27 protein-coding genes are annotated in these 26,791 nt (G+C 71.7%); 11 read left to right on the top strand and 16 right to left on the bottom strand.

Annotation, left to right across the window (positions count from 1 at the left end; translation table 11 throughout):
- Positions 1-89: 89 nt before the first annotated feature.
- Entirely contained in the window at positions 90-1,184 is a 1,095-nt protein-coding gene (locus QSK36_RS13760; RefSeq protein ID WP_285782661.1) for a serine hydrolase domain-containing protein, read from the top strand.
- Positions 1,185-1,200: 16 nt separating this feature from the next.
- On the opposite strand, the gene QSK36_RS13755 is transcribed toward QSK36_RS13760, so the two are convergent.
- Positions 1,201-2,838: a hypothetical protein gene (locus tag QSK36_RS13755; protein WP_285782660.1), complete on the bottom strand. Its 1,638-nt coding sequence runs from the start codon at positions 2,836-2,838 to the stop codon at positions 1,201-1,203.
- 289 nt (positions 2,839-3,127) lie between these two features.
- Between QSK36_RS13755 and QSK36_RS13750 the strand changes: the two genes are divergently transcribed.
- The 3 genes from QSK36_RS13750 to QSK36_RS13740 all read left to right on the top strand — a co-directional run bounded on the left by QSK36_RS13750 (position 3,128) and on the right by QSK36_RS13740 (position 5,503).
- A complete protein-coding gene (locus QSK36_RS13750; protein WP_225898202.1) occupies positions 3,128-3,667 on the top strand; it encodes a sigma-70 family RNA polymerase sigma factor in 540 nt (179 codons plus the stop codon).
- A 155-nt stretch (positions 3,668-3,822) separates the two neighbouring features.
- Entirely contained in the window at positions 3,823-4,578 is a 756-nt protein-coding gene (locus QSK36_RS13745) for a DUF5667 domain-containing protein (RefSeq protein WP_285782659.1), read from the top strand.
- Positions 4,579-4,633: 55 nt separating this feature from the next.
- The gene (locus QSK36_RS13740; protein ID WP_183537557.1) at positions 4,634-5,503 is read left to right on the top strand and encodes an HAD family hydrolase; all 870 of its coding nucleotides are present in this window, start codon (positions 4,634-4,636) and stop codon (positions 5,501-5,503) included.
- Between the two features lie 71 nt (positions 5,504-5,574).
- On the opposite strand, the gene QSK36_RS13735 is transcribed toward QSK36_RS13740, so the two are convergent.
- Positions 5,575-7,038, bottom strand: a complete 1,464-nt coding sequence (locus QSK36_RS13735; RefSeq protein WP_285782658.1) for an MFS transporter — start codon at positions 7,036-7,038, stop codon at positions 5,575-5,577.
- 126 nt (positions 7,039-7,164) lie between these two features.
- Here QSK36_RS13735 and QSK36_RS13730 point away from each other — a divergent pair, with 126 nt between their 5' ends.
- Positions 7,165-8,163, top strand: coding sequence for an Lrp/AsnC family transcriptional regulator (locus QSK36_RS13730; protein WP_183537559.1), 999 nt, complete (start codon positions 7,165-7,167; stop codon positions 8,161-8,163).
- A gap of 7 nt (positions 8,164-8,170) precedes the next feature.
- Here QSK36_RS13730 and QSK36_RS13725 read toward each other — a convergent pair whose 3' ends face one another.
- From QSK36_RS13725 to QSK36_RS13670, 12 genes are all read right to left on the bottom strand, one after another.
- Positions 8,171-9,205 (bottom strand): alpha/beta fold hydrolase, encoded by a 1,035-nt coding sequence (locus tag QSK36_RS13725; RefSeq protein WP_183537560.1) that lies wholly within the window; start codon positions 9,203-9,205, stop codon positions 8,171-8,173.
- Positions 9,206-9,298: 93 nt separating this feature from the next.
- A complete protein-coding gene (locus tag QSK36_RS13720; protein ID WP_285782657.1) occupies positions 9,299-10,189 on the bottom strand; it encodes a lysophospholipid acyltransferase family protein in 891 nt (296 codons plus the stop codon).
- A gap of 10 nt (positions 10,190-10,199) precedes the next feature.
- A complete protein-coding gene (locus QSK36_RS13715) occupies positions 10,200-11,252 on the bottom strand; it encodes an NAD-dependent epimerase/dehydratase family protein (protein ID WP_183538487.1) in 1,053 nt (350 codons plus the stop codon).
- A gap of 71 nt (positions 11,253-11,323) precedes the next feature.
- A complete protein-coding gene (locus tag QSK36_RS13710; RefSeq protein ID WP_018654693.1) occupies positions 11,324-11,422 on the bottom strand; it encodes a 30S ribosomal protein bS22 in 99 nt (32 codons plus the stop codon).
- A 155-nt stretch (positions 11,423-11,577) separates the two neighbouring features.
- Complete coding sequence (locus tag QSK36_RS13705) at positions 11,578-11,781, bottom strand: helix-turn-helix domain-containing protein (protein ID WP_030456159.1); 204 nt, start codon at positions 11,779-11,781, stop codon at positions 11,578-11,580.
- Between the two features lie 312 nt (positions 11,782-12,093).
- Entirely contained in the window at positions 12,094-12,870 is a 777-nt protein-coding gene (locus tag QSK36_RS13700; protein ID WP_139574054.1) for a phosphatase, read from the bottom strand.
- 42 nt (positions 12,871-12,912) lie between these two features.
- Positions 12,913-14,076, bottom strand: a complete 1,164-nt coding sequence (locus QSK36_RS13695; protein WP_183537562.1) for an acetoin utilization protein AcuC — start codon at positions 14,074-14,076, stop codon at positions 12,913-12,915.
- A 90-nt stretch (positions 14,077-14,166) separates the two neighbouring features.
- Positions 14,167-15,351: an ABC transporter permease gene (locus QSK36_RS13690; RefSeq protein ID WP_182898116.1), complete on the bottom strand. Its 1,185-nt coding sequence runs from the start codon at positions 15,349-15,351 to the stop codon at positions 14,167-14,169.
- On the bottom strand, positions 15,348-16,007 hold the full coding sequence (locus QSK36_RS13685) for an ABC transporter ATP-binding protein (protein ID WP_285782732.1): 660 nt from the start codon (positions 16,005-16,007) through the stop codon (positions 15,348-15,350). The genes QSK36_RS13690 and QSK36_RS13685 overlap by 4 nt, the downstream gene beginning before the upstream one ends.
- Before the next feature lie 80 nt (positions 16,008-16,087).
- The gene (locus tag QSK36_RS13680) at positions 16,088-17,485 is read right to left on the bottom strand and encodes an efflux RND transporter periplasmic adaptor subunit (RefSeq protein ID WP_183537565.1); all 1,398 of its coding nucleotides are present in this window, start codon (positions 17,483-17,485) and stop codon (positions 16,088-16,090) included.
- A 127-nt stretch (positions 17,486-17,612) separates the two neighbouring features.
- Positions 17,613-18,407, bottom strand: coding sequence for a pyrroline-5-carboxylate reductase (gene proC / locus QSK36_RS13675; protein ID WP_139574049.1), 795 nt, complete (start codon positions 18,405-18,407; stop codon positions 17,613-17,615).
- Positions 18,408-18,504: 97 nt separating this feature from the next.
- On the bottom strand, positions 18,505-19,341 hold the full coding sequence (locus QSK36_RS13670; RefSeq protein WP_285782656.1) for an NAD(P)H-binding protein: 837 nt from the start codon (positions 19,339-19,341) through the stop codon (positions 18,505-18,507).
- Positions 19,342-19,421: 80 nt separating this feature from the next.
- Between QSK36_RS13670 and QSK36_RS13665 the strand changes: the two genes are divergently transcribed.
- Positions 19,422-20,393 carry an AraC family transcriptional regulator gene (locus tag QSK36_RS13665; protein ID WP_285782655.1) on the top strand — a complete coding sequence of 324 codons (972 nt, stop codon included), beginning with the start codon at positions 19,422-19,424 and terminating at the stop codon, positions 20,391-20,393.
- Between the two features lie 40 nt (positions 20,394-20,433).
- Here QSK36_RS13665 and QSK36_RS13660 read toward each other — a convergent pair whose 3' ends face one another.
- Positions 20,434-21,168 (bottom strand): ABC transporter permease, encoded by a 735-nt coding sequence (locus QSK36_RS13660; RefSeq protein ID WP_285782654.1) that lies wholly within the window; start codon positions 21,166-21,168, stop codon positions 20,434-20,436.
- The gene (locus tag QSK36_RS13655; RefSeq protein WP_285782653.1) at positions 21,165-21,893 is read right to left on the bottom strand and encodes an ABC transporter ATP-binding protein; all 729 of its coding nucleotides are present in this window, start codon (positions 21,891-21,893) and stop codon (positions 21,165-21,167) included. The genes QSK36_RS13660 and QSK36_RS13655 overlap by 4 nt, the downstream gene beginning before the upstream one ends.
- A gap of 85 nt (positions 21,894-21,978) precedes the next feature.
- On the opposite strand from QSK36_RS13655, the gene QSK36_RS13650 reads away from it, so the two are divergent.
- The 5 genes from QSK36_RS13650 to QSK36_RS13630 all read left to right on the top strand — a co-directional run bounded on the left by QSK36_RS13650 (position 21,979) and on the right by QSK36_RS13630 (position 26,777).
- The gene (locus QSK36_RS13650) at positions 21,979-22,449 is read left to right on the top strand and encodes a hypothetical protein (protein ID WP_285782652.1); all 471 of its coding nucleotides are present in this window, start codon (positions 21,979-21,981) and stop codon (positions 22,447-22,449) included.
- A gap of 189 nt (positions 22,450-22,638) precedes the next feature.
- Positions 22,639-24,504 (top strand): molecular chaperone DnaK, encoded by a 1,866-nt coding sequence (gene dnaK / locus QSK36_RS13645; protein WP_139574045.1) that lies wholly within the window; start codon positions 22,639-22,641, stop codon positions 24,502-24,504.
- Positions 24,501-25,142 (top strand): nucleotide exchange factor GrpE, encoded by a 642-nt coding sequence (grpE, locus tag QSK36_RS13640; RefSeq protein ID WP_285782651.1) that lies wholly within the window; start codon positions 24,501-24,503, stop codon positions 25,140-25,142. Before dnaK ends, grpE begins: the two co-directional genes overlap by 4 nt.
- A gap of 113 nt (positions 25,143-25,255) precedes the next feature.
- Positions 25,256-26,425 carry a molecular chaperone DnaJ gene (dnaJ, locus tag QSK36_RS13635; RefSeq protein ID WP_183537571.1) on the top strand — a complete coding sequence of 390 codons (1,170 nt, stop codon included), beginning with the start codon at positions 25,256-25,258 and terminating at the stop codon, positions 26,423-26,425.
- A 4-nt stretch (positions 26,426-26,429) separates the two neighbouring features.
- A complete protein-coding gene (locus tag QSK36_RS13630) occupies positions 26,430-26,777 on the top strand; it encodes a heat shock protein transcriptional repressor HspR (RefSeq protein ID WP_139574042.1) in 348 nt (115 codons plus the stop codon).
- Positions 26,778-26,791: the final 14 nt, after the last annotated feature.

The raw sequence follows: 26,791 nt of genomic DNA, 5'->3' as shown, positions 1-26,791 counted from the left end.
GCTCAGGGTCGTCTCGTCCGGACGGATGAGCCCGACCTTGGTCAGTGGGGACGATGCCGGGCTCGTGAACCGCTGCGAACCTCCTGCTTATGTCCTTACGAGCACTGAGCGCGGCGATCGCGGGATCCATCGCGATCTCTCTTCTGCCCCTGCCGGCGGCGGCAGCCGAGAACCATCCAGCGTTACGCCAGGCCCTCCGGCAACTGACCACCGGCGACGACGTGCCGGGAGCGCTGGCGGAGATACACGACCGGCACGGAGACGTGACGATCACCAGTGGGGTGCGGGACACGGTCACCGGACGACCGGTGCCGGCGAACAGCAGGTTCAGGATCGGCAGCAAGACCAAGACGTTCGTCGCCACTGTGGCGCTCCAGCTCGTCGCCGAGGGCAAGATCGAGCTGGACGCGCCCGTCGACCGTTACCTGCCCGGCCTGCTGGCGCCCGGCATCACCGTACGCCACCTGCTCCAGCACACGAGCGGCGTGCCCGACTATCTGGCGCTGCTGAACCCCGCCGACATCGTGGCCCACCGCTACGACCACTGGAACCCGATGGACCTGGTCGAACTCGCTCTGCGGCACCCCTCGGAGTTCCCCGCGGGCACCGACTGGAGCTACTCCAACACCAACTACCTCATCGTCGCCCTGATCATCGAGAAGGAGACCGGCAACACCTACGGCGCGGAGATCCGCAGGCGCATCCTGCGCCCGCTGCACCTGAACGCCACCTCCGTCCCCGAAGACGCGCTCGGCATTCCCGGCCCCCACCCCAGCGGATACCTCAAGACCGGCGAGGGCCTGCTCGACATCACCCGCCTCAACCCCACGGTCGCCGGAGCCTCAGGCGGGATGATCTCCAGCGCGTCGGACCTCAACCGCTTCTACGGCGCCCTGCTTGGCGGCCGCCTGCTGCGTCCCGCCGAGCTGAAACAGATGATGACAACCCGTCCGACAGGCCCCGACGGCAGCGGCTACGGCCTGGGGCTGATGAGCACACCGCTGCCCTGCGGTGGAGTGCTCTGGGGCCACAGCGGCGACATGCTCGGCTTCAGGACCAGCGGCGGGGCGACCCTCGACGGCAGGCAGATAACGGTGATGACCAACCTGTACCGCATCGACGGCGTCCACAACGCCGACCTCGACTCAGTGGTCACCGCCGCCCTGTGCGAGACCCCCTCATGATCGAGGGGGCCTGGGTTTAGAGGATCTGGCGGGTGGGGAGGGGGACCACCTTGGCGGCGTTGACGCTGAGCTCGATCACGTTGGCCGCCAGCACGTACCTCACCCGCTCGGTCGCGAACCGCTCCATGTGCGGCTGCCGCTGGTGCTCGCCGTAGCCGACCTCGTCCCGGTAGAGCTCGTAGACGATGCGCTGGAGCGGGGCCGACTTGACCGCGTGGCAGACGAACAGCAGCGTGTCGGGCTCGTTGCGCTGGACGGCCTCCACCGTCTCCTCCGCCAGCTTGTCGAACGCCTCGCCAGAACCGTCGAGCAGCGTGAAGACGGTCAGCAGGCCATAGATGCCGGGGGCCGGCTTCACCGAGCCCCCCTGACCGGCGGGCCGGCCCGCCTGCTGCGGCCCCTGCCCGCCGCTCTGGCTGCTCATGGCCGGGCGGGACCTGCCGCCGAACCCCACGCCGAAGCTCGCGGCGAGGTCGGCCGGGTCGGGGACCTCCGCCCCGGGATAGAGGGCCCCCGTGGCGGGCATCGCCCGGTCGGGCTCGGCCGGAGACGCCGCGGGCATGCCGTACTCGGGCCGGCGGGGCTGGCCGTACTGGTCCGCGGCGAGAAGCTGGCCGGTCGCGGGCCCGCCGAACTCGTCGGCGGGCGAGGGACCGTCCGAGGGCCGCATGCGGGCGGCGTAGTCGACCTCGCCCTGCTCTCCCGCCCGGTATTCGGCCACCAGGTCGCCGAGCCCGGAACGGCGCGGCGCCCCCGGACCCCCGGCCCCCGGACCTCCAACTCCCGGAACCCCCGCCGCTCCCGGCATCCCGGGGGGAACCGCGCCCGGTCCGGCGGGGCGGCCGCCCTGGGCTCCGCGCGGCGGCGCGGGCGGCCCGGAGGGCGCGGAGGGCACGCGGGTCTCGGCCCGCAGGGCGCTGTCGGCCCGGCCGCGCCGCCCCTGCCACTCCTCCTCCGGGGCCTCGTCGTCCTCGCCCTCGTCGTCGTACGGCGCGAGCGGCCGGGCCACGGCGTACCAGACGCCTCCGGCGGAGGCGGCCAGCGCCGCGACGACGACCAGTCCCGGGAGCCCGAACTCGAGCACACCCGAGACCGCCATTCCCGCCGGGGCGAGCACGACGGTCGCGTTCATGTTGTCGACGTCGTACTCGTCACCGTCCCGCCAGGCCATCACCGCCATGGCGAGGCAGAGCAGGAGCATGAAGACCACCAGGCCGTGGACGCCCCGCAGCAGCCACTCCGGCCAGAGGTCCCAATGGGTCGGCCCGTCGGGCAGCGACTTGCCGAAGCCCGCGGTGACGACGGGGTCGAGCACCATGATCACCGTGCCCACGACCGTCAGCGCGGCGCCGAGGAGCCAGCCGGCGAAACGGGCGCCGCCCTTCTCCGCGAGGAGCTGGATGACGCCGATCGCCAGCCAGATCGGCGCCAGCAGCGAGCCGGTGATCTGGTAGACCCGGAACGTCACGGGCCCGAACCCGGTGAGATGGCCGACGGCGATGGCGCCGAGCGACAGCGCGAGCGCGCCCGTGGCGATGCTCCACGCGATCAGCCAACCGGCCGGCTCGTCACGGAGACGCCCGACGAGGACGCCGGTGGTGATGCCGGCGAGCAGTGCGCCGGCGAACGCGAGGAGAGCGACGAGGACTTCCATGGTGGCTCCCATGCTGCCGGACATCGGCTTCCCACCGGTAGCCGGTCACCCTGTCCGGGAATATCACCACCCGCGTCTCCACTCCTGAAGTCGATTCCTCCACCCGAACGGATTGTGTAATCTCCCGTTGATTTCTAGAGTGTTCGAGCACGCCGACTCCCCTTCCCCCATGGGATAACGGATGCCGAACACGTGGCCGTTGGCCGGGCTTTCCCCTCCGGTCGCAGCAGGAGCAGCGCAACCCGCGCGTTCCGCCGATCTCTCCGATCGCGAGCACGAGCACGACGAGATGCGAAGCCTCGTGCTGCGCGCCAAGACCGGCGACAGCGAGGCGTTCGGCATGCTCTACGACCACTACCTGGAGCTGGTCTACCGGTACGTCTACTTCCGGGTCGGCAGCCACGCGCTGGCCGAGGACCTGACGAGCGAGACGTTCCTGCGGGCGCTGCGGGGCATCGCCGAGTTCACCTGGCAGGGCCGCGACTTCGGCGCCTGGCTCGTCACGATCGCCCGCAACCTCGTCACCGACCACTACAAGTCGGGCCGCAACCGCCTCGAGGTGACCACCGCCGAGATACTCGACACGCCCCTGGACGGCCCGCACATCCCCGAGAACGCGGTCGTCACGAACATGGTCAACGAGCGCGTGATGCAGGCGATCAAGCAACTCGGCGCGGAGCAGCAGGAATGCGTGATCCTGCGCTTCCTGCACGGGATGTCGCTCGCGGAGACGGCGGTGATCATGGGCAAGAAGTCCGGGGCGATCAAGGCGCTGCAGTTCCGGGCGATCAGGGCGCTCGCCCGGGCGCTCCCCGACGATCTCGGCTGAGACCCCCGTAACCATTACCCATACCCCATCGTTGGGCATGTGGCAGGTCGGATCTTCAGGAGGATCTCGCGGGCCGGCCGGGAGGTGACGAACGCTTCCCAGGCCCCCGCGAGCAGATCTCCGCTGGCGTCAAGCGGGGGATGGCGGGAGCGGTGATGGGCTGGTGGCGACCCTCGCGCCGTGCGGGCGGCCGGTCGTCGGCCCGCACCCGCAAGGACGCCGGTCGCCGCTTCCCGCTGCGCGGCCGGCCGTCGGCCCGCACCCGCGGGGTCGCCGCACGTGTGGCCGGCCTCCGCTCCCTGCTGGGCGGCGGCCCGAGGCCGGAGTTCCGCGAGAGGCTGCGGGCCGATCTGATGCGGGCACACGCCGCCGAGCGCGCCGCGGGCAGGCACGCGGTGGGAAAGCACGCGGCGCCCCCCGCCACACCCCCGCGGCCCCGCCGGTCCCTGCTCGTACGGCTGCGCCCCCTGCTGGTGTTCTGCGTGCTGCTTGCGGGGATGTTCGGCACCGGTGTGCGCACCTACCACGCCGTCCCCGGCGAGGTGCTGTATCCGCTGAAGAGGATGGCGGAGTCGACGGTGCTCGACCTCGCGTACGACGAGGAGGAGCTGGCGCAGCGGCAGATGGTCGCGGCGCGGCAGCGGGCGGCCGAGACCGCCTCACTGGTGGACACGTCGACCCCGGAGCGCCGCCGGCTCATCGGGCAGACGCTCGACGACATGGAGACGACCACCAGGGCCGTGCTGAGCCGCGTCGCCCGTCAGGGGCGCGCCGACGGCGAGGCGCGCGAGTTCGCCCGTGAGCAGCGCCATCTCGTGGAGCCGCTGCTGCCGAAGCTCGACCGGGAAAATCGCGACAAGGCCAACCAATACCTGAGTTATATCGATTCGTTCACCGGTTCCGGACGTTGACACGTCATGTCCCGCTCCCGTTCCGTACACTCTCCGACGGTTAAGCTGATGAGTCATGAGGCGGCTATTGCGACGGCGGGAAGAGGCGGAGATCGCCGGCGAGGTGGCGGCCGCCGCGGCGGTGTCCGTCCCCGAGGTCGTCCCCGACCTCACGGCGGCGGCGTTCTTCGACGTCGACAACACCATGATGCGCGGTGCCTCGATCTACCACTTCGCCCGGGGGCTGGCGGCGCGCGGCCTGTTCACCAGCCGTGACCTCATGAAGTTCGCGCTCGGGCAGGCGTGGTTTCGCGTGCGGGGCAACGAGAACCCCGAGCACATCGCCAAGGCCAAGGAGATGGCCCTCGCCTTCGTCGCCGGGCTGAAGGTGGACGAGGTCGTCCGGCTGGGCGAGGAGATCTACGACGACGTGATGGCCGACCGCGTGTGGCAGGGCACCCGCGCGCTGGCCCAGGCACACCTGGACGCCGGGCAGCGGGTGTGGCTGGTCACCGCCACGCCGGTGGAGCTCGCCCGGGTCATCGCGCAGCGGCTCGGGCTCACCGGCGCGCTCGGCACGGTCGCCGAGACCGCCGACGGCGCCTACACCGGAAGGCTCGTCGGCGACCTGCTGCACGGCCCGGCCAAGGCCGAGGCCATCCGGGCGCTGGCGCGCCGCGAGGGCCTCGACCTGGCCCGTTGCTCGGCCTACAGCGACTCGGCCAACGACCTGCCGATGCTCTCCCTCGTCGGGCGCCCACACGCCATCAACCCCGACAGCGAACTGCGCGAGCACGCCAGGGAGAACGGCTGGGAGGTCCGCGACTTCCGCACGGGCAGGAAGGCGACGATGATCGGCCTGCCGATCGCCGCGACCGCGGGGGCCATCGCGGGCGGCGTCGCCGCCGGGATCGCCCTGCGCCGCCACTACCGCTCCGTTCTCTGACGCCGTCGCTTCGCTCACTTACACCGTCGCTTCGCTCTCTGACGCTGTCGCCTCGCTCTCTGACCACCCGGTCAGTGGCCCGCGGACTCCGCGGAGGACTCGCGTACACCCATCAGCACGGCCGTGACGGCCGTGACGACGACGAGCGCCACGGCGATCCACAACGTGAGCTGGATCGCCCCCAGGGCCGCGCTGCCCGCGTCCACGTGCGACCGGACGTCCGCGGTGAACCTGTGGAGGAACGCGGTGCCGAGAACGGCGACACCGAGGGTGCCGCCGAACTGCTGGACCGCGTTGAGCAGGCCGGCGGCGGAACCGGTCTCGTGCGCCCGCACCCGTGACAGGGCCGTGGTGAAGAACGGGACGGTGAACAGGCCGTTTCCTGCTCCGCTGAGCGACAACGCCGCGAGCAGGGGCCAGGGGTAGCCGTCGGCGGGTGCGGCCCGGTAGACGGCGACGGCGCAGACCAGCCCGGCGAGCAGAGCGGCGAGCCCGACCAACATGATCTTCGCTCCGTGGCGGGGCACCAGACGGGCGCCGGCCCACCAGGAGGCGACGGCCAAGGCGGCCGACCACGGGAGCAGGGTGAGCCCGGCGGTCAGGACGTCGCTGCCCAGCCCCAGCTGCACCTGCAGGACGATCGCCACCATCAGCCCGTTCATCACCGAGAAGAACAGCGTGGAGGTCGCCAGCGCGGCCGGGAAGGCCCGGTCGCGGAACAGGCTCGGTTCGATCAGCGGGCTGCGGCCCCGCCGGGCGCGGTGACGCTGGTGCCACCCCAGGACCGCGAGGACGACGACGCCCGCGGCGAGAGCGATCCAGACCCAGGCGGGCCAGCCGGCGGCGTCGCCCTGGATGAGGGGATACACGATCAGGCCGGTGCCGAGCACGGCCAGCCCCGTGCCGGGCAGGTCGATGCGGGGAGGGTGCGGCGACCTGCTCTCCCGCAGGGCCGGCGCGATGGCCAGGACGACGGCGGCGAGGGGGACGTTGACGAGGAACGCCGCCCGCCACGACAGGCCGAACAGGTCGACGCGGGTGAGAACGGCGCCGAGCACGGGCCCGCAGACGGCGGCCAGGCCCATCACCGGCCCGATGGACCCCATGGCCTTGGCCAGTTCGTCCCCCTCGAACATGGTCCGGATCAGTCCGATGGTCTGCGGAATGATGAGCGCGGCCGCCGCTCCCTGGACCGCACGTGTGGTGATGAGCGTTCCCGGACCGGTCGCACAGGCGCAGATCGCCGACGCCAGCGCGAAGAGGGCGACCCCGGCCGCGAACACCCGCTTCCGGCCGACGAGATCTCCCAGGCGGCCGCCGGGCACCAGCAGCACGGCGAAGGGCAGGGTGTAGGCGGCGCTGAACCACTGGATGTCGGACTCGGCGCCGCCGAAATCGCCGTGGATCACCGGCGCGACCACCGTCGTGATCGTGGCGTCCAGCAGGTTCATCGCTTCGGCGACCAGCAGCGCGAGCAGGGCCGCCCACCGCCGTCGATATGCCGTCGTGACGACGGTGTCCTCCAATACGGGCATGACTTGTCCTTCCGGGTCGCGTCGTGGGCACGCAGCAGCCTGAGGCGTACGAATGGGACGTTCCAGCCAGAGAGCCGAATTTGCGGATTTCTTCCATCAGCGGCGCAACGGCGAGAGAATCCGACGATGCTGGATGAACTTGACCGGGGTCTCGTCCATGCCCTGCACGTCGACGGGCGAGCACCGTTCAGCCGGATCGCCGAGGTCCTCGGCGTGTCCACCCAGACCGTGACGCGGCGTTACCGGCGGCTGCGCGCCGAGGCCGGGCTGCGCGTCGTCGGCCTGCCGGAGCAGGACCGCACCGGCCAGGCGCAGTGGGTGGTGAGGCTCACCACGACCCCCACGGCGGCTCAGGCCCTGGGGCACGCGCTGGCCCGGCGTCCCGACACCTCCTGGGTCAAGCTGGCCTCCGGAGGCACCGAGATCTTCGCGATCGTCCACGCGGCGGACGACAGCCGCCTGTCACGGTCGCTGCTGCTGCACGACATCCCCCGCACGTCCGGGATCACGGCCGTCTCGGCGCACCTGCTGCTCCACACCTATCTGGGCGGTCCGACCGCCTGGCGTGGACGGCTGCGGACCCTCAGCGACGAGCAGCAACAGACACTCGTGAGACCCCCCGCGACCGGTCACCTCGACCAGGTGAGCCTGACGGACGGCGACCGCGCCCTCATCGACGCCCTGCGCCACGACGGCCGCGCCGGCTATGCCGGACTCGCCGCGGCCACCGGCTGGTCCCCGGCCACCGTGGCGCGCCGCCTGGCCGAGCTTCGCGCCTGCGGAGCCGTCTTCTTCGACGTGGAGATCGACGTCGCCGGCTACGGCGTCACCGCCCAGGCCCTGCTGTGGATGGCCGTCGCGCCTGCGCATCTGGATCAGGTCGCGGCCACCCTGGCCACCCACGACGAGCTCGCCGTCGTCGCGGCCACCACCGGCGCCACCAACCTGCTCGCCCACGCGCTCTGCGCCGGCCCCGCCGACCTGCACCGCTACCTGACCCGCAAGCTCGGCACGCTCGACCAGATCCGCACCCTGGAGACGGCCCCCGTCCTGCACACGCTCAAGGCGGCCGGACATCTCACCCCCGTGGCCGCGCGGCCGGGGTTCCGCCCGGCACGCACCTGAACGGCGGTCAGGCCGCGGACCGGCCCGGCGGGAGGCTCGGTGCGGCCCGCTCGATCAGACCGGCCAGCTCCCGGTTCACCAGCTCGGGGCGTTCGAAGCCGATCATGTGCCCGGCGCCGGGGATCCGGACGAACCGGGCGCCGGGCAGCGCCTCGGCGATCCGGCGGCTGTGGGCTAGCGGGGTGAGCCGGTCTCGCTCTCCCACCATGACCAGCGTCTGCGTCCGCTGGAGCGCCTTCAGCGCGGCGAACTTGTCGTGCACGCGGAAGTCGCGGAAGAACCCGACCATGACCTCCGTCGGCGTCGCCGCGGCCATCGCGTTCACCAGCCGGATGTGCCGGCGGCTCGCCCCCTTGCCGAAGGCCACGTACCGGGTCACCGGCAGGTTCGTCCAGTCCTTCACGCGGGGCCGCGCGTCGATGACCGCGGCGCGGGCCAGCATGTTCTCGAACAGCAAGGGCGTGACGCGGGGAGCCAGCCGCCCGAGCGGCCCGGGGAGGCCGAAGGTGGTGGCGTCGAGCCCGCCGGAGGAGGTGCTGAGCAGCGCCGCGCCGGCCACCCGCGACTCGACCAGGGCGGGGTGCCGGTCCGCGAGCGCCATGATCGTCATGCCGCCCATCGAGTGGCCGACGAGGACGACGGGCAGCCCCTCCGGCACGGCGGCCTCGATGACGGCGGCCAGGTCGTCGCCCAGCCGGTCGATCGTGCACGCCTCCAGCGCCCCGGCCGAGGAGTCGCCGTGCCCGCGCTGGTCGTAGAAGACGAGCGTGCCCAGGCCCGCCAGGGCCTCGCGCTGGAGCTGCCAGCACTGCCGGTTCATCAGCCAGCCGTGCGCGAAGACGACGGCGCGGCGGGGATCGGGGTGGTCGTCGATCTCCACGGCCAGGCGGACCCCGTCGTCGGTCGTGACCGTCGTCCGGCGCCCGGACGCGCCGTCCGGAGTCGCCGCGGCCTTCGCCCGTCGGGTCCGGATGCGTCGCGCGGTGCCGATCGCCAGGCCGAGGGCGAGCCCGGCGAGGGCGGCGTTCCGCCCCTTGCTCATGGTGCTCCTCCGGGGGTGAGAGTGAGCACACCATACCGACCAGTAGGTCTCTTTGTTAGATCCAGCACCCAATAAGTTGCGGGCAGCGTGGTGTCACAGCACGATCGGGGGAAACGCCGGGCCCCGGCGCAGCCGCAGCGCGTCGAGCTGCCGTTGCACGGTCTCCCGGACGTGGTCGGTCAGGTCGAAGACCAGCATGGGGTCGTCGGCCTCCTCCGGGGCGTACTCGTCGGTCCGGATCGGCTCGCCGAACTCGATCAGCCACTTGGACGGCAGCGGAAGCAGGCCGAGCGGCCCGAGCCAGGGGAACAGCGGCGTGATCGGCAGGTAGGGCAGGCCGAGCAGCCGGGCGAGCGCGGGAAGGTCGCCGATCTTGGGGTAGATCTCCTCCGCCCCCACGATGGCGCACGGGACGATCGGCACGCCGGCCCTGATCGCCGACGCGACGAACCCGCCCCGGCCGAACCGCTGGAGCCGGTAACGCTCGGAGAACGGCTTGCCGATGCCCTTGAAGCCCTCGGGGAAGACGCCGACGGCCTCGCCCTTGCGCAGCAGCCGGTCGGCGTCCTCAGGGCAGGCGAGCGTGTGCCCGGACTTGCGGGCCAGGTGCCCGAGCACGGGAAGCTGATAGACCAGGTGCGCCCCGAGCAGGCGCAGCGGCCTGCCCAGCTCGTCGTGCACCGCGACCTGCAGCATGAGCGCGTCCAGGGGCAGCGTGCCGGAGTGGTTGGCCACGATCAGCGCGCCCCTGTCGGCCGGCACATTGCCGAGCCCAAGGGTCTCGGCCCTGAACCAGTGCCGGTAGAGCGGGCGCAACGCCTCCAGCAGCACCTTCTCGTTGAGCTCGGGGTCGAAGCCGAACTCGTCGATCTCGTACTCGCCGGTGACCCTGCGCCGCAGGAACGCGAAAAGCTCGGCGAGCCGCCCGTCGGCCGTGCTCCCCTCCGTGCTTTCGTCCGTACGCCGGCCCTGGAAGTCGTCCATCAACGTCCTGTCACGAAGAAGTCGGCCGGACGAAATCGGCCAGCCAGTCCACCAGGGCGCGCGGCAGGTCGCCGGGACCGCCGCGCGACCTGATGAAGTCGTCGAACGCCGCCGCCGTGCTGTACTTCGGCCGCCAGCCGAGCTCGGCGGCGAGCCTGGTGGTGTCCACCGCCCGGCCGTGGCTCATGAGCGCGAGCTGCTCGGGCGAGAAGTCCACCAGCCGCGCGCCCCGGGCGAGCCCGCTGACGAAGCGGAAGGCGGGGGACGGCATCGGGATCACCGGCCGGCCCGTACGCCGCGCGCACTGCGACAGCAGCAGGACGCCGTCGCCCGCGACGTTGAACACGCCCGGGTGGTCGGCCCGCGCCGTACGGCACAGCACCTCGACGGCGTCGTCCTCGTGGACGAACTGCAGCCGGGGATCGAAGCCGAGCACGGTGGGCAGCACCGGCTGTGAGAAATAACTCGTCAGCGGTGAGTCGACGCGCGGCCCCATGAGAGTGGCGAACCGCAGCGTCGTCGTCGTCACGTCGGGCCGGCGCCGGGCGAAGCCCCGCACGTACGTCTCGACCTCGGTGGCGTCCCTGGCGTACCCGGAGTGCGACACCTCGACGGGCTCGGTGTCCTCCGTGAACACGGCGGGAGCGTGCGGCGAGGAGCCGTACACGGCCGTGGTGGACCGCACGACCACCCGGCGCACCGTGGCGGAGCGCTGACACGCCGCGAGCAGCTGCATCGTCCCGATGACGTTGTGCTCCTTCATGGCCGGCCGACCGCCGCCGGTGCCACTCACCCGGCCGCCGCCGGGGCCGCTGACCAGGCTGAGGTGCACGACGGTGTCGACGTCGGCGTCCCTGATGACCTTGATCAGGTCGGGACTGCGCAACGCGACCCGGACGAACTCGGTGCGGCCGAGCACCGCGCCGTCCTCCCCGGCAGGGGATGGCGGCGGCGCCGTGTCCACGCCGATGACCCGGTCGATCTCCGGGTCGGCCGCGAGCGCGATCGCCACACGAGCGCCGATGTGACCGGAGACACCGGTGACCAGCACAGTACGAGTCATCGACGCCTCGCCGGGGGTGTGCGTGTTCACGGTCGCCCGGTCCCTGAGGACCGGTGCGCGCTCCGTCTCGGCTACTTCTTGTTGCGCCGCTGGATGCGGGTCTTCTTCAGCAGCTTGCGGTGCTTCTTCTTGGCCATGCGCTTGCGGCGCTTCTTGATCACAGAGCCCACGGGACCCCCAGGTGAAGGTGTGACTGTCAGACCGGCGCGCGAGCGCACACCGGCTCAACAGACTACCGGCGATCCGTGGTAGATCGCTCCCCCGGGGGACCCCGCGTCGGCCGGGAGTCGGCCACGCCGCCGTCAAGCGTGGTCGCCTGCGTGGTTCACCCTGCTTCGATGAACGCGTCCCGCAAGTAGTCGTGGACCGCCTGCTCGGGCACTCTGAAGGACCGGCCGACACGGATGGCCGGTAACTCCCCGGAGTGCACGAGCCGGTACACGGTCATCTTGGACACCCGCATGACGGTCGCCACCTCGGCCACCGTCAAGAACTTCACCTCGCTGAGAGGTCTTTCGCCTGCACCCATCGGACGCCTCTTCCGCACGTGTTTCCGGGTTATCCCCACTGGTGCCATTGCTCACGCACGTGTACTGCCGTCAGCGTAAGTCCGGACTCCGAGTAGGCAAACCCCCCATTCCATCAATCAACGGAGCCGTGAGCCGTCAAAATCGGGAAAGTCGCTGGCAGCAGCCGGGCCGTGCCCCTCGCCTCAATCTTGGAACGGACCAACTTCTCTCACATTAGAGTCGCCCAGGCACACAAAAAAGTTGGCAAACGGTCGACACAGAGGCGCAAAAACGGGCGCGAAATGCCCGGTTTGGGAGGTCCGGAAGGGGAGTCAGAGGCTGCGCGCGACCCGGGCGAGCAGGTACGCCGTCAACGGAGCGTAGAAGCGGGGAAGCACATTGTCATCCAGGGGGACGGTGACGGCGATCTTCCCCTCGGCCTCGCCCACGAACAGCGCGGGGTCGTTGCTGTCGGCGAAGCCCACGGTCTCGACCCCGGCCTCGCCCGCGGCCCCCGCCCAGCCGTGGTCGGCGATCACGAAGTCGGGCCGCTCCTCGGCGAGCATCGCCTCCATCGGCGCCGCCTCGTGGGTGTGCACGAACGTGCCCCGGTCCTCCAGCATCGCCACGCCGTCGAGGTAGCGGATCCGCCTGCGGCGGCCGAGACCGCCGACGTACGTCCACCCCTCGGCCGGGAAGAGCAGGGTCGCTCCGTTCTTCGCGAGGAACCGCGCCAGCGCGAGGTGGACGGTGAGCAGGCCGGTGGGGTGACCGGTGGCCAGCACGATCCGGGGCGCGCTGCGCCGCAGCACCTTGGCGATCCGCTCGCCCATCTCCTCGACGGCGTCGATGGTCCGCTCGGGGTCGATGGTGTCGGGGCCCTCGCGGTGGCCGGGATCGGCCGTCACCCCCGCCTTGTCGGCCATGAGCGCCAGCACCTCGCGGTAGGACCACTCCCCCTCGAAGGTGAGCCCGAAGAGGTAGTGCGGGTCGCGCAGCGCGAGCGACCGGTAGTGGTCGAGGTTGTTCTCGCGGCTGGTCGCCACGTCACCCGCGATGGCGGTCCTGACGAGGTGTTCGCGCAACTCGGCTCGGGTGGGAGGGGTCACGACAGGTACAGCGCTCCTCGGCTCGGCGTGATTCCGTACTTCTCAGGGCATGGGGTCCAGGCCGTGGAAGGGGAACACCGCCTTCCTGGTCGCGATGACGGCCCGGTCGACGGCGTCGGCTGGATCGTACCCTTCCGAAATGTCCCGCCATTGCGGGTGCCGCCCGTCGGTCATGGTCAGGGGTGGTATCTCTCCGGTGCGCTTCTCCACGTACGTCCGCCAGGTCGCCGGTGTGGCGGTCGACGGCTCGACGGGGCGCCCCAGCGTCTCGGCGATCAGATGCGTCCACGCCCGCGGCACGACCTGCACCAGTTCGTATCCCCCGCCGCCCACCGCGATCCACCGGCCGCCGGCGGTCTCGTGGGCCAGCCGGTGCAGCGCGGCGTACGCCGTGCGCTGCCCGTCCAGGCTCAGCATGAGATGGGCCAGCGGGTCGAGGGCGTGGCTGTCGCAGCCCTGCTGGGTGACCAGGATCTGCGGCGCGAAGGCGCGCAGCAGCGGCGGGACCACCGCGTGGAAGGCGCGCAGCCACCCGGTGTCGCCGCATCCGGCCGGCAGCGCCACGTTGACCGCGGTGCCCTCCGCGCCCGTCTCCTGCGGGAAACCGGTGCCGGGGAACAGGGTGCGCGGGCTCTCGTGCAGGCTGATCGTGAGCACCCTCGGATCGTCGTAGAACGCCGCCTGCACGCCGTCGCCGTGGTGCACGTCCACGTCCACGTACGCGATCCTCGTCGCGCCCTGCGACAGCAGCCACGCGATGGCGACCGCCGGGTCGTTGTAGACGCAGAAGCCGCTGGCGGCGCCGGGCATGGCGTGGTGCAGCCCGCCCGCGACGTTGACCGCGTGCTCGGCCTCGCCCGTCCACACCGCCCTGGCGGCGGCCAGTGACGCGCCGGTGACCAGGGCGGACGCCTCGTGCACGCCCACGAAGGCGGGGTTGTCCTCGGTGCCGAGCCCGTAGCGCAGGTCAGGGCGGCCGTCCTTGGAGACGTTCTTGACCGCCTCGATGTAGTCCCGGTTGTGCACCAGCGCGATCTCGTCCTCGGTGGCGGGGACGCAGCCGGTCATCTCGGCGCCGTCGAGCACGCCCAGGTCGCGGGCGAGCGCCATGGTGAGCTCCACGCGTACGGGCGCGAGCGGATGGCCGGGCCCGAAGTCGTACGAAACCAGAGCGTCGTCCCAGACGACCCGCACCGCCTGACTCATGCCGCGACGGTACCGCACGGGTCGTCACCGGCGTTCATCCGGGCGTCACACGCCCGATCAGTCCGTACCCCGTTCAGTCCCATACCCCGTTCAGTCCGTACGCAGCGCGACGACCGGGTCGAGCCTGGCCGCCCGCCGGGCGGGGGCGACGCCGAAGAAGACGCCGACGGCCGCGGAGACCCCGAAGGCGAGCACGATCGACCACCAGGTGATCGACGCGGGCACCGGCGAGACCGCCTGGATCAGCAGCGCCCCGCCGACTCCGGTCAGGATGCCGATCACGCCGCCGATCGTGGTCAGCAGCACGGCCTCGATGAGGAACTGGCCGAGGATGTCACGGCCCCGGGCGCCGAGTGCCTTGCGCAGGCCGATCTCCTTGGTGCGCTCCCTGACGCTGACCAGCATGATGTTGGAGACCCCGACGCCGCCGACCAGCAGGGAGATCCCCGCGATGGCGGCCAGCACGCCGGTCAGCATGCCGAGGACCGTGCCGATCGTGCCGAGGAGCTGGGTCTGCGTGACGGCCGAGAACGTCTCGCCCGGGTAGCGGGCGTCCAGCGCGGCCACGACCCGCCGCCGCAGCGGTTCGATCTCGTCCGGGCCGGAGGCGCCGACGGCGATGCCGTTGATCCTCGGCAGCCCGATCAGCCGCTGGGCGGTGGTGACCGGCAGGTGCACCTCCTGGTCCCGCGCCACCCCGAACGTGGATCCGACGGTCTCGTAGACGCCGATCACCCGGAACCGCACCCCCGCGATCGTGACCTGGCGGCCGATCGGATCGACGTCCCCGAACAGCTTGGCCGCGACCTCCGAGCCGAGGATCACCACGCGCCGCCGCGTGTCCACGTCGGTCTCGGTGAGATAGCGGCCCCGGCGCAGCGGCCGGTCGAAGACGTGGGGCATGTTCTCGTCGGTCCCGGTGAGCGTGGCGAACACCTCCACGCGGCCCACCCGGACCGGCTCGCCGGAGTTCACCGCGACCGTCACCTTCGACGGGTCGCCGACCACGCGCCGCACGTACGCGACGTCCGACAGGTCGAGGCGGCTCTGCGTGGGGGCCGCGCCGAGCCCCACCTGGCCGGGGACCACGAGGATGATGTTGCTGCCGAGCCCCGCGATCTCCTTTTCCACGGCGTTCTTGGCCCCGGTGCCGATGGCGACGAGGATCACGACCGAGAGCACGCCGATGATCACGCCGAGCATGGTCAGCATGCTGCGCAGCCGGTTGACCCGCAGCGCCTCCACCGCCATCCGCAGCGCCTCGGCGGTCCTCATGTGTCGCGCTCGATCCGGCCGTCGCGTACGTGGATCTGGCGGCGGGCCCGGGCGGCGACCTCGGCGTCGTGGGTGACGAGGACGACGGCGACGCCGCCCTCGTTGAGCCGTTCGAGCAGGCCCATCACCTCCTCGCCGTTGCGGGTGTCGAGGTTGCCGGTGGGCTCGTCGGCCAGCAGCACCCGGGGATCGCCCACCAGCGCCCGGGCGATCGCCACCCGCTGCTGCTCGCCGCCGGACATCTGGGACGGCCGGTGCGTGAGCCGGTGGCCGAGCCCGACCGCCTCCAGCGCCGCCCTGGCCCGCTCCCTGCGCTCGGCGCGGGACACGCCCCGGTAGACCAGCGGCAGCGCCACGTTGTCGAGCGCGGACGTGCGGGCCAGCAGATGGAAGGACTGGAACACGAAGCCGATCGTGCGGTTGCGCAGATCGGCCAGTCCGGCGTCGTCGAGCGCCGCCACGTCCACGCCGTTCACCCGCAGCGTGCCGGAGGTCGGCCGGTCGAGGCAGCCGAGCAGGTGCATCAGCGTGGACTTGCCCGAGCCGGACGGGCCCACGATCGCCGCGAACTCCTCTTGCCCTATGCGCAGGCTCACCCCGCGCAGCGCGTCGACCAGCACCCCGCCGTCCAGGCGGTAGGAGCGGGTGAGGCCGATCGCCTCGAACGCCGGGACGGGTGCGCCGGCCGCCCCCGGTGTCGCCGCCGTGGCGGGCCCGCCGGCACGCTTGTCGCGGCTCACGACAGCGACTGGCCGGGGCGTACGGCGTCGGCGCCCTTGACGACCACCCGCTCACCGGGGGACACCCCGCTGAGGATCTCCACGACCGCGTCGCCCTGCGCGCCCAGCCGGACGACCCGCCGCTCGGCCCTGCCGCCGCGCACCGCCCACACGATCGTCTCCCGGCCGCTCGTCACGATCGCCGACGCGGGCACAGCGGTGGCGTTCTCCGACCGGCGTACGGCCAGCCGCACCACGGCGCTCATCCCCGGCTTGGGCGCGGGGGCCGCGCTGCCGTCGTCGTAGGCGCCCCGGCCCAGGCGCAGCCGTACGGGATAGCTGACCCCGCCGGTCGCGCCCTCCTTGGGGGTGACCCCCACGCCCGTCACGCTGCCGGTGTACGTCGCGCCGGTCACCGCGTCGAACTCGACCTCGGCCGATGTGCCCCTGCGCACCAGCAGCACATCGGTCTCGTCCACGTCGGCGGACAACGTGAGCACCGACACGTCGGTCACCGTGACGATCGGATCCCCTGCGGCCACCGGGACCCCGGTGGCGATCGTCCCGCCGGAACGGCCCGCGGGAGCGGCCGCCGCGGCTCCCGCCTGACTCGCCAGCCCCGCCGGCAGCTGCGAGACCAGCGCGCCGAGGCCGGCCGCGCCCGCCGCCGGGGACGCGCCGCCGAGCGTGACCACGCCGCCGAACGGCGCCCTGACGACCAGGGCGTCCACGGTCTGCTCGGCCGCGTGCACGGCCGCCCTGGTCTGCGACCTCGACGCGGCCCGCAGGGACGCCATGGACGCGCTCAGCCCGCTCATCCCCGCGCTCACCTGGCCGCTCACCTGCGACAGCGTCTGGTCGAGCGAGCGGGTCAGCCCGTCGAGCACCTCGCCGAGCGCCCGCCGCTGGGCCCGCTGACGCTTGTCCGCGGCGTCGATGGCGGCCAGCAGCCGTGCCCTGGTCGCACGGTCGCCGATCGACCTGGCCGCCTTCCTGGCCTGGGCGAACGACCGGGCGACGTGCGCGTCGAGCGAGCTCGGCAGCCGCGGGCGCGGCAGCCGTACGCTGACCGGAGCGCCGCCCGCGCCGCCGAAGGAGACCGGACGGGCGGCCTGCCTGTCGGCCTTCCGCGCGGCGGAAAGTTGCTGCCTGGCCTGCGGAGAGCTGATCCTGGCGAGGATCTGGCCCTTCTTCACCGTGTCGCCGTCCTGGACGTACAGGCGGGCGACCGTGCCGGAGGCGGGGGCGGTCAGGGTCGCCGTCGCACGCGCGCCCACCGTCGCCGGGGCCTCGACGACCTCGCTGACGGTGGTTCTGGTGACCACCGCCACCGGGGCTTTCTGTGGTTCTGAGGACGTGCACCCGGCGGCGAGCAGGACGGCGAGAAGCGGGACGACCCCGCGACGAGACGTCACCCGCCAATCGTAAAGCGATGGTCATCCGCCGTCCCGGGAATGCGGTCGGCACAGGGAATACCGGTCAGCACAGGGCATCAGCGCGGCAGCCGGGGCACTGTCCGCGAACCGGGATGAGCGTCTTGTGTCAGCCGGCGGCGAGACGGCGGCTGCGCTCGCAAGCCGCCTCGATGGCGTCGAGGAACGCGGCCCGCACCTTGTGGCGCTCCAGCTCGGCGATGGCGGAGATCGTGGTGCCTCCCGGCGAGGTCACGGCCTCGCGCAGGATCACCGGGTGCTCCCCGGAGTCGCGCAGCATGATCGCGGCGCCGACGATCGACTGGGTGACCATGTCGAGGGCGGCGGCGCGCGGCATGCCCAGCAGGATCCCGGCGTCGACCATGGCCTCGACCAGGTAGAAGAAGTACGCCGGGCCGCTGCCGGACAGGGCGGTGGCGGCGTCCTGCTGCGACTCGGGGATGCGCAGCACCTTGCCCACCGGGTTGAGCAGTTCCTCGGTGCGCTTGAGGTGCTCCTCGGAGGCGTGCGCCCCGGCCGAGATGACGCTCATGGCCTCGTCCACCAGGACGGGCGTGTTGGACATGACGCGGACGACCGCCACGCCGTCCCCGAGCCTCGCCTCCACGAACGCGGTCGTGATGCCGGCGGCCACCGAGATCACCAGCCGGTCGGCGGCCACATGCGGGGAGATCTCGGTCAGCAGCGCGCCCATGTCCTGCGGCTTGACCGCGAGGATCAGAGTGTCGGCCAGCTTGGCGGCCTCGGCGTTGCTCGCGACCCGCACGCCGTACCGCTCGCGCAGCGCCTCGGCCCGCTCGGGCCTGCGGGCCGTCGCCACGATCTCGTCCGGCCGCAGACCGGCGCGTACCAGCCCGGAGAGCAGGGCCTCGCCCATCTTTCCGGTCCCGAGAATCGCGATCATTCCTGCACCTCTTCTGGGCTTCGCCGGGATCTCCCCGCAGCTTACCGACCCCGCCGGACGGAGCCGAATGCGCTGCCCCACGCGCTGGCGGAAAGGGTCAGTTCCAGTGTCCTGCGGCGGCGGTCTCGGCGACGTAGTCCTCGAACCGCCTGGGCGGCCGGCCGAGGGCGTGTTCCACGCCGTCGGAGGGCGCGGCGCCCCGCCCGTCGCGGATGTTCGCGAGGAGGCCGGTGAGCAGCCGCGCGACGTCGGGCGGAACGCCGTTCGCGACCTGGCGCTCCACGAAGACCTCGGGATCGACGTCGACGTGCCGGATCGTACGCCCCGTGGCCCTGCCGATGAGATCGGCCGCCTCTCCGAAGGCGACGGCCCGCGGGCCGGTCAGATAGTAGATCCGGCCGCTGTGGCGCTCGTCCGTCAGTGCCGCCGCCGCGACCTCGGCGATGTCCTCGGCGTCGACGAACGGGGTGCGACCGTCGCCGGTGGGCAGGGCCAGGGTTCCGGCGAGGATCCCCTGCCGCCAGAAGGCCTCGCTGAAGTTCTGCGAGAACCAGTCGGGCCGCAGGAGGGTCCAGCCGACGCCCGACTCGCGCACGGCCTGCTCCGCGGACTTCAGAGGGTGATCGTCACCGGCCTCGCCCACGCCGTGGGCGGACAGCAGCACCAGCCGCCGCGCGCCCGCGGCCACCGCCTCGGCCACGAGAGCGGGGACGCGCGCCCGGCGGTCCAGGCCCGGCCGCAGGTCGGGCTCGACGATGTAGACGGCGGCGGCCCCGTCGAGCGCGCGAGCCCAGGTCTCAGGTCTGCCCAGATCGAAGGCGACGTCCCCGCCGGTGCGGGACGCCGCGCTCACCCGAATACCGGCGGCCTTCAGGTGCCGGACGACGCGGCGACCCGTTTTGCCGGTGCCGCCGAGAACGAGAATCTTCTCCATGCCTCCAGGAAACCGGGGGAAGCGCAGACGATCCATGGGAGAACGTCGTCCATCCATTTGTGATCGTCTACCGTGACGGCATGGACGTGCTGAGCGACCTGCTCCACCGGGCTCACGCCAGGAACGCTCTGGTCAGGCAGTTGATCCAGCGGCCGCCGTGGGCGCTGGCCTTCACCGGTGCCCCTCCTCTCACCGTCGTGGCCGCGCTCGGCGGCCACGCGTCGGTCCGGCTCGACGACGCCGGCGTCGCCCCGGTGCGCCTGGCTCCCGGTGACATCGCCCTCATCGGCGGCGCACACGCGCACACGATCGCCGACAGTCCGGCCACCCCGCCGCAGGCCGTGATCCACGGGGAAAGGAAACACGTCGTCGGCGGAGGCGAGGGGGCGGCCGGGGTGGGGGCGGCCGGGGTGGGGGCGGGCGTGCAGCGGAGTCTGGGCCCGCGCACCTACGGCGACGGCCTGCCCGGGGCCACGATCATGCTCAGGGGCGCCTGCGAACTGCGCGGCGAGGCCGGCGCCCGGCTGCTGCGCATGCTGCCGCCGCTGGCGGTCGTGCCGGCCGGGCCGCGCACCCGGGCCGCCCTGGATCTGCTCGCCACCGAGGTCGCCCGCGACGAACCGGGCCAGGACGCCGTCCTCCACCGGCTGCTCGACCTCGTGCTCGTGCTGGCGTTGCGGGCCTGGTGCGCCGGGCCGGAGGCTCCGCTCCCCTCCTGGCACCGGGCGCTGGCCGATCCCGCCGTCGGCGAGGCGCTGCGCCTGCTGCACGACCGTCCCGCTCATCGGTGGACGGTCGCCGAGCTGGCCGCCGGGGTCGGCATGTCCCGCGCCGCCTTCGCCGCGCGCTTCAGGAGCATGGTGGGCGAGCCCCCGCTCACCTACCTCACCGGCTGGCGGATGACCCTGGGAGCCGATCTGCTCGGCGACACCGATGCCACCGTCGCCGCCGTGGCCCGCGAGGTCGGCTACGAGGACGCGTTCGCCTTCAGCGTGGCGTTCAAGCGCGCCCACGGGGTCAGTCCCTCGGCCTGGCGCCGCCGAACGCGCTGAGCCCATGCCCAAGGCGTACGGCGGCACGCAGAGGGTTCGCTCAGGAGGTTCGGCGCCGCAGCGTGGCGGCGCCGAGCAGAAGGGCCAGCACGGCCGACCCCGCCACCACGACGACGTCGCGCCAGAACTCGCCGCCCGGGTCGGCGTCCGCGACCGCGTGCGCCATCGCCTCGATCGCGTACGACATGGGCAGCACGTCCGAGATCCATTCCAGCGCGGTCGCCATCTGCTCACGCGGCACGAGGATCCCGCCGAGCAGGATCTGGGGGATCATCACGAGCGGCATGAACTGCACGGCCTGGAACTCCGTACGGGCGAACGCGCTGCACAGCAGGCCGAGCGCGGTGCCGAGCAGGGCGTTGAGCAGGGCGACGAGCACCAGCGGCCACAGCGGGCCCGGCAGGTCCAGGCCCAGCCAGGTGAGGGAGACGGCCAGCGCCAGCGCCACCTGGGCACACGCCGCCAGACCGAACGCGAGGCCATACCCGAGGAGGAGGTCGAGCCGGCCGAGCGGCATCGCCATGAGCCGCTCCAGCGTGCCCGACGTGCGCTCGCGCAGGGTCGCGATCGAGGTGATGAGGAACATCACCAGGAAGGGGAAGACGCACAGCAGGATCGGCGCCCAGCGGCCGAACGACCGCTCGTCGTCCATCACGTAATAGAGCAGGATCATCACCAGCGTCGGCACCAGGACCATCAGCGCGACCGTCCGCCGGTCGTGGCGGAGCTGGGTCATGATCCGCCTCGCGGTGGCGAGGGTGATCGCGAAACTCATGCCGCCGCCCTCTCCTCGATCAGGCGCAGGAACGCCTCCTCCAGGTCGGTCGTGCCCGTGTGCGCGCGCAGGGCGCGGGGGGTGTCGTCGGTGAGGATCTCCCCCTGGCGCAGCACGATCAGCCGCTCGCACCGCGCGGCCTCGTCCATGACGTGGCTGGAGACCAGGATCGTGGTGCCGCCCTCGGCCAGGCGGTGGAAGAGCGTCCACAGCTCCTGCCGCAGCACGGGGTCGAGCCCGACCGTCGGCTCGTCCAGCACGAGCAGTTCCGGACGGCCGAGCAGGGCCACGGCGAGCCCGGCGCGGCCCAACTGGCCGCCGGAGAGCGTGGACCCGAGCTGGTGGGCGGCGCCGGCGAGCCCCACCTCCGCCAGCACCCGCTCGGGGTCGTCCTTCGGCGCGCCGAGCACGGCGGCGAAGTAGCGCAGGTTCTCCAGCACGGTCAGGTCCCGGTAGACCGCCGGGCTCTGTGTCGAGTAGCCGATCCTGCGGCGCAGGCCCGCACTCCCGGCCGGCTCGCCGAGCACCCTCACCTCGCCGCCGGACACGATCTGGACGCCCACGATCGCCCGCATGAGCGTCGTCTTGCCGCAGCCGCTCGGCCCGAGCAGGCCGGTGACCTGCCCTCGCGGCACCTCGAAGGTGAGGCCGTGCAGGACCTCCGCCCCGCCCCTGGCCACCCGCAGATCCCGTACGGCGATCGCGGGATCCGATAAATTCATCATGCGTTGAAATTAGCCCCCTGACGGGGGTGCGTCAACGCGCAGCCGGCCGGTCGAACCGGGGGCTCTTTACAGCCGTGTAAGGGGCATGAGAAAGCTCTGGCTCGTGGCCCTCCTCTTCCTGGCGGTCGCCTGCGGAGGGACCTCCTCCACCTCGGCATCACCCGAGCAGCCCGAGGGCTCCCCCTCCGGCGCCGGGGCCGATCACAGCTCACCCGCACCGGCCTCGCCGGCCGGCACGGCACCGTCCGGCGCGCCATCTCCCGTGACCCCGGCCGGCCCCACCCTGAACCCGCGAAAGGTGCCGTGGGAGAGCGCCACCCCCACGGAGGACGGCAGGTCCCTCGACGTCGTGTGGTGGTCCGGAGTGGAGCCCTGCAACGTGCTCGACCGCGTCGACGTGACCGAGACCGCGCGCGAGGTCACCGTCACCCTGTACGAGGGGCAGGACCGGCGCTCGCCCGACGCCGTCTGCATCGCGATCGCGATCATGAAGACCACGAAGGTGCAGCTCAAGGCCCCCCTCGACGGGCGGAAGGTCGTGGACGGCGCGAAGTAGACGATGCCCTCGTCCGGAGGCCCCGGCCCCGGACGAGGCAGACAGGACAGTTCACACAAGTTCGCGATGACGGAATGAAATCCGCGCGCTCCAGGGTTGAGCCCCATAGACTCAAGCTGTTTGACAGACCCCTCGGCGGGGCTAGTATTTGAGTCTGACCGACTCAACTTTGACTACAAGGACGTACTCATGGCACGTGCGGTAGGTATCGACCTGGGGACGACCAACTCCGTCGTCTCGATCCTCGAGGGCGGCGAGCCCACGGTCATCGCGAACGCCCAGGGCTCGCGGACCACGCCGTCCGTGGTCGCGTTCGCGAAGAACGGCGAGGTTCTCGTCGGCGAGGTCGCCAAGCGGCAGGCGGTGACCAACGTCGACAGGACCATCCGCTCGGTCAAGCGCCACATGGGCACGAACTGGTCGATCGAGATCGACGGCAAGAAGTTCACGCCCCAGCAGATCAGCGCGTTCGTCCTGCAGAAGCTCAAGCAGGACGCGGAGGCATACCTGGGCGAGAAGATCACCGATGCGGTGATCACCGTCCCGGCGTACTTCAACGACGCCCAGCGGCAGGCCACCAAGGAGGCCGGCCAGATCGCGGGCCTCAACGTGCTGCGCATCATCAACGAGCCCACCTCCGCGGCCCTGGCCTACGGCCTCGACAAGGAGAAGGACCAGACCATCCTGGTCTTCGACCTCGGCGGCGGCACCTTCGACGTGTCCCTGCTCGACGTCGGCCAGGAGGACGGGCACGGGTTCGTCGAGGTCAAGGCCACCAGCGGTGACAACCACCTCGGCGGCGACGACTGGGACCAGCGGGTCGTCGACGAGCTGGTGACGCGCTTCAAGAACGCGCACGGCGTGGACCTGTCCAAGGACAAGATGGCCCTCCAGCGCCTGCGCGAGGCGGCCGAGAAGGCCAAGATCGAGCTGTCGGCCCAGACCGAGACCACGATCAACCTGCCCTACATCACCGCCTCCTCCGAGGGCCCGCTGCACCTGGAGGAGAAGCTGACCCGGGCGGAGTTCCAGCGGATCACCGCCGACCTGCTCGAGCGCTGCAAGGGCCCCTTCCACCAGGTCATCAAGGACGCGGGGATCAAGATCTCCGACATCGCCCACGTGGTCATGGTCGGCGGCTCCACCCGTATGCCGGCCGTGTCCGACCTCGTGAAGGAGCTGACCGGCGGCAAGGAGCCCAACAAGGGCGTGAACCCGGACGAGGTCGTCGCCATCGGCGCCGCGCTCCAGGCCGGTGTCCTCAAGGGCGAGGTCAAGGACGTCCTGCTGCTCGACGTCACCCCGCTCAGCCTGGGCATCGAGACCAAGGGCGGGATCTTCACCAAGATCATCGAGCGCAACACGACGATCCCGACCAAGCGCTCTGAGGTCTTCACCACGGCCGAGGACAACCAGCCGTCGGTGCAGATCCAGGTCTACCAGGGCGAGCGCGAGATCGCGGCGTACAACAAGAAGCTGGCCACCTTCGAGCTGACCGGCATCGCCCCGGCCCCGCGCGGCATCCCGCAGATCGAGGTCACCTTCGACATCGACGCCAACGGCATCGTGAACGTCTCGGCGAAGGACCTCGGCACGGGCAAGGAGCAGTCGATGACCATCACCGGCGGCTCGGCCCTGGGCAAGGAGGACATCGAGCGCATGATGCGCGAGGCGGAGTCCTACGCCGAGGACGACAAGCGGCGCCGCGAGGAGGCCGAGGTCCGCAACAACGCGGACGCGCTGGCCTACCAGACGGAGAAGTTCCTCCGCGAGAACGACGAGAAGGTCCCGGCCGACGTGAAGACCGAGGTCAACGACTCGCTCGCCGAGCTGAAGAAGGCGCTGGAGGGCACCGACATCCCCGCCATCCGCACCGCCGCCGAAACGCTCGCCACGGTCAGCCAGAAGATGGGCTCGGCCATCTACGCCCAGTCGCAGGCCGGCGCCGAGGGCGCCGCACCCGGCGCGGACGCGGAAGGCGCCCAGGCGAAGGCCGACGAGGACGTGGTCGAGGCTGAGATCGTCGACGACGAGCGGGAGGGCGGCCGCAAGTGAGCCCGCGTGAGAACGGCTCCGAGGAGGAGCCGGTGATCCGCGACAACCGCAAGATCGACCCGGAGACCGGCAAGGTCCGCGAGTCCGCCGAGGACGCGCCCGAGGGCGCCCTCGGAGACCAGGGCACGCAGACGGCGGCGGCGCCCGCCGAGGGGTCCGCGACGGACCTGCTCGCCGAGCGCACCGCCGATCTGCAGCGGCTCCAAGCGGAGTTCAGCAACTACCGCAAGCGGGTCGAGCGCGACCGGATCGCCGTCAGGGAGCAGGCCGTCGCGAGCGTGCTCACCGAGCTGCTGCCCGTGCTCGACGACATCGGCCGCGCCCGCGACCACGGCGAGCTCACCGGCGGCTTCGCGAAGGTGAGCGAGTCGCTGGAGGCGGCCGTCGGCAAGCTGGGCCTGACCGCGTACGGCACGAAGGGCGACCTCTTCGACCCGACCGTGCACGAGGCCCTGCTGCACAGCTACTCGGCGGAGGTGACCGAGCCGACGTGCGTCGAGATCCTCCAGCCGGGTTACCGGATCAACGAGCGGATCCTGCGCGCCGCCCGCGTGGCCGTCGCCGAGCCGAGCGAGGAGGCGGCGGCCGAGGAGACGGCGGCCGGCTCCGGCGAGTCCGGCGGACCGGACGAGAACTGAAACCGCGGAGGTCTCTCCCGATCGGCGAAGATCGGGAGAGACCCGCGAGGGCACCCGCGACGACAGCCGCGGGAACACTGAATCACTCCCCTTTCGTGCGAAGGAAGCAATAGATGAGCACCAAGGACTACTTGGAAAAGGACTACTACGCCGTCCTTGGTGTGCCCAAGACCGCGAGCGCCGAGGAGATCAAGAAGGCGTACCGCAAGCTCGCCCGCCAGTACCACCCCGACGCCAACCCGGGGAACAAGGAGACCGAGGAGAAGTTCAAGGAGGTCTCCGAGGCGTACGACGTGCTCTCGGACGTCAAGCGGCGCAAGGAGTACGACGAGGCGCGCACGCTCTTCGGGTCGGGGCTCGGCGGCTACGCGGGCGCGGGCGGGCCCCGGGCCGGCGGCGGCTTCAACTTCGATCTCGGCGACCTGTTCGGCGGCTCGGGGTCGGGCGAGCGGATAGGGGATCTGTTCGGGGGATTGTTCAACCGGGGCGGAGCGGGCACGCGCACGACCACTGCCCGGCCACGGCGCGGCCAGGACGTCGAGTCGGAGGTGACGCTCGCCTTCGGCGAGGCGGTCGACGGCACCACCGTGTCCCTCCGGCTCACCAGTTCGGCCGCCTGCACCGCCTGCGGCGGCACGGGGGCGAAGGCGGGCACCACCCCACGGGTCTGCCCGACCTGCGAGGGAACCGGGGCGGCCAGCCGCAACCTCGGCAACTTCGCCTTTTCCGAGCCGTGCCGCGACTGCCGCGGCCGGGGCCTGGTGGTCGACGACCCCTGCCCCGTCTGCGAGGGCAGCGGGCGCGGCAAGAGCACCCGTACGATCCAGGCCCGCATCCCGGCCGGGGTCGGCGACGGCCAGCGCATCAGGATCAAGGGCAAGGGCGCGCCCGGTGAGAACGGCGGCCCGGCCGGCGACCTCTACGTGCTGGTCCACGTCAAGCCGCACCCCGTGTTCGGGCGCAGCGGGGAGAACCTGACCGTCACGGTCCCCGTCACCTTCCCCGAGGCCGCGCTCGGCGCCGAGATCAAGGTGCCGACGCTCCGGGGGATGCCGGTGACCCTGCGCATCCCGGAGGGAACGCCCAACGGGCGGACGTTCCGGGTGCGCGGCCGGGGGGCCTCCCGCAAGGACGGCACGAAGGGCGACCTGCTGGTCACCGTCCAGGTCACGGTGCCCCAGAACCTCGACGACAAGGCCCGCGCGGCCCTCGAGGAGTTCAGGAACGCCACCGAGGGCCAGGACCTTCGCGAAGAGCTGATCAAGCAGGCCAGAAGCGAGTGAGCCGATGGATGCCAGTTTTTTCGACATCTCCGACGACACCCCCGTCTATGTGATCTCCGTAGCCGCCCAGCTGTCCGGGCTGCACCCGCAGACGCTCCGCCAGTACGACCGGCTCGGGCTCGTCAGCCCCGGCCGTACGGCGGGGCGGGGGCGGCTGTACTCGACCAGGGACATCGTGCTTCTGCGCGAGGTCCAGCGGCTCTCCCAGGAGCACGGCATCAACCTCGCCGGCATCAAGCGCATCCTCGAACTCGAAACCGAGAACATGCGCATGCGCGAGGAGGTCACCCGGCTCAGGGGTGAGCTCACGATGTTGCGGGCACTGGTCCGCTACGAACTGCCACCTGCCTGATCGGCGAAACGAGG

Origin of the sequence: Microbispora sp. NBRC 16548, assembly GCF_030268985.1 — a bacterium.
Classification (GTDB): Bacteria; Actinomycetota; Actinomycetes; order Streptosporangiales; family Streptosporangiaceae; genus Microbispora; species Microbispora catharanthi.
The sequence above is the reverse complement of the archived record's forward strand: the minus strand, read 5'-3'. Positions and strand labels throughout refer to the sequence as shown.

What these genes read in the sequence shown, in the direction of transcription:
- QSK36_RS13760 (WP_285782661.1), top strand. Translation starts at nt 90, where the DNA reads ATGTCCTTACGAGCACTGAGCGCGGCGATCGCGGGATCCATCGCGATC.
- QSK36_RS13755 (WP_285782660.1), bottom strand. Translation starts at nt 2,838, where the DNA reads ATGGAAGTCCTCGTCGCTCTCCTCGCGTTCGCCGGCGCACTGCTCGCC.
- QSK36_RS13750 (WP_225898202.1), top strand. Translation starts at nt 3,128, where the DNA reads ATGCGAAGCCTCGTGCTGCGCGCCAAGACCGGCGACAGCGAGGCGTTC.
- QSK36_RS13745 (WP_285782659.1), top strand. Translation starts at nt 3,823, where the DNA reads ATGGGCTGGTGGCGACCCTCGCGCCGTGCGGGCGGCCGGTCGTCGGCC.
- QSK36_RS13740 (WP_183537557.1), top strand. Translation starts at nt 4,634, where the DNA reads ATGAGGCGGCTATTGCGACGGCGGGAAGAGGCGGAGATCGCCGGCGAG.
- QSK36_RS13735 (WP_285782658.1), bottom strand. Translation starts at nt 7,038, where the DNA reads ATGCCCGTATTGGAGGACACCGTCGTCACGACGGCATATCGACGGCGG.
- QSK36_RS13730 (WP_183537559.1), top strand. Translation starts at nt 7,165, where the DNA reads ATGCTGGATGAACTTGACCGGGGTCTCGTCCATGCCCTGCACGTCGAC.
- QSK36_RS13725 (WP_183537560.1), bottom strand. Translation starts at nt 9,205, where the DNA reads ATGAGCAAGGGGCGGAACGCCGCCCTCGCCGGGCTCGCCCTCGGCCTG.
- QSK36_RS13720 (WP_285782657.1), bottom strand. Translation starts at nt 10,189, where the DNA reads ATGGACGACTTCCAGGGCCGGCGTACGGACGAAAGCACGGAGGGGAGC.
- QSK36_RS13715 (WP_183538487.1), bottom strand. Translation starts at nt 11,252, where the DNA reads ATGACTCGTACTGTGCTGGTCACCGGTGTCTCCGGTCACATCGGCGCT.
- QSK36_RS13705 (WP_030456159.1), bottom strand. Translation starts at nt 11,781, where the DNA reads ATGGGTGCAGGCGAAAGACCTCTCAGCGAGGTGAAGTTCTTGACGGTG.
- QSK36_RS13695 (WP_183537562.1), bottom strand. Translation starts at nt 14,076, where the DNA reads ATGAGTCAGGCGGTGCGGGTCGTCTGGGACGACGCTCTGGTTTCGTAC.
- QSK36_RS13690 (WP_182898116.1), bottom strand. Translation starts at nt 15,351, where the DNA reads ATGAGGACCGCCGAGGCGCTGCGGATGGCGGTGGAGGCGCTGCGGGTC.
- proC (WP_139574049.1), bottom strand. Translation starts at nt 18,407, where the DNA reads ATGATCGCGATTCTCGGGACCGGAAAGATGGGCGAGGCCCTGCTCTCC.
- QSK36_RS13670 (WP_285782656.1), bottom strand. Translation starts at nt 19,341, where the DNA reads ATGGAGAAGATTCTCGTTCTCGGCGGCACCGGCAAAACGGGTCGCCGC.
- QSK36_RS13665 (WP_285782655.1), top strand. Translation starts at nt 19,422, where the DNA reads ATGGACGTGCTGAGCGACCTGCTCCACCGGGCTCACGCCAGGAACGCT.
- QSK36_RS13660 (WP_285782654.1), bottom strand. Translation starts at nt 21,168, where the DNA reads ATGAGTTTCGCGATCACCCTCGCCACCGCGAGGCGGATCATGACCCAG.
- QSK36_RS13655 (WP_285782653.1), bottom strand. Translation starts at nt 21,893, where the DNA reads ATGATGAATTTATCGGATCCCGCGATCGCCGTACGGGATCTGCGGGTG.
- QSK36_RS13650 (WP_285782652.1), top strand. Translation starts at nt 21,979, where the DNA reads ATGAGAAAGCTCTGGCTCGTGGCCCTCCTCTTCCTGGCGGTCGCCTGC.
- dnaK (WP_139574045.1), top strand. Translation starts at nt 22,639, where the DNA reads ATGGCACGTGCGGTAGGTATCGACCTGGGGACGACCAACTCCGTCGTC.
- dnaJ (WP_183537571.1), top strand. Translation starts at nt 25,256, where the DNA reads ATGAGCACCAAGGACTACTTGGAAAAGGACTACTACGCCGTCCTTGGT.
- QSK36_RS13630 (WP_139574042.1), top strand. Translation starts at nt 26,430, where the DNA reads ATGGATGCCAGTTTTTTCGACATCTCCGACGACACCCCCGTCTATGTG.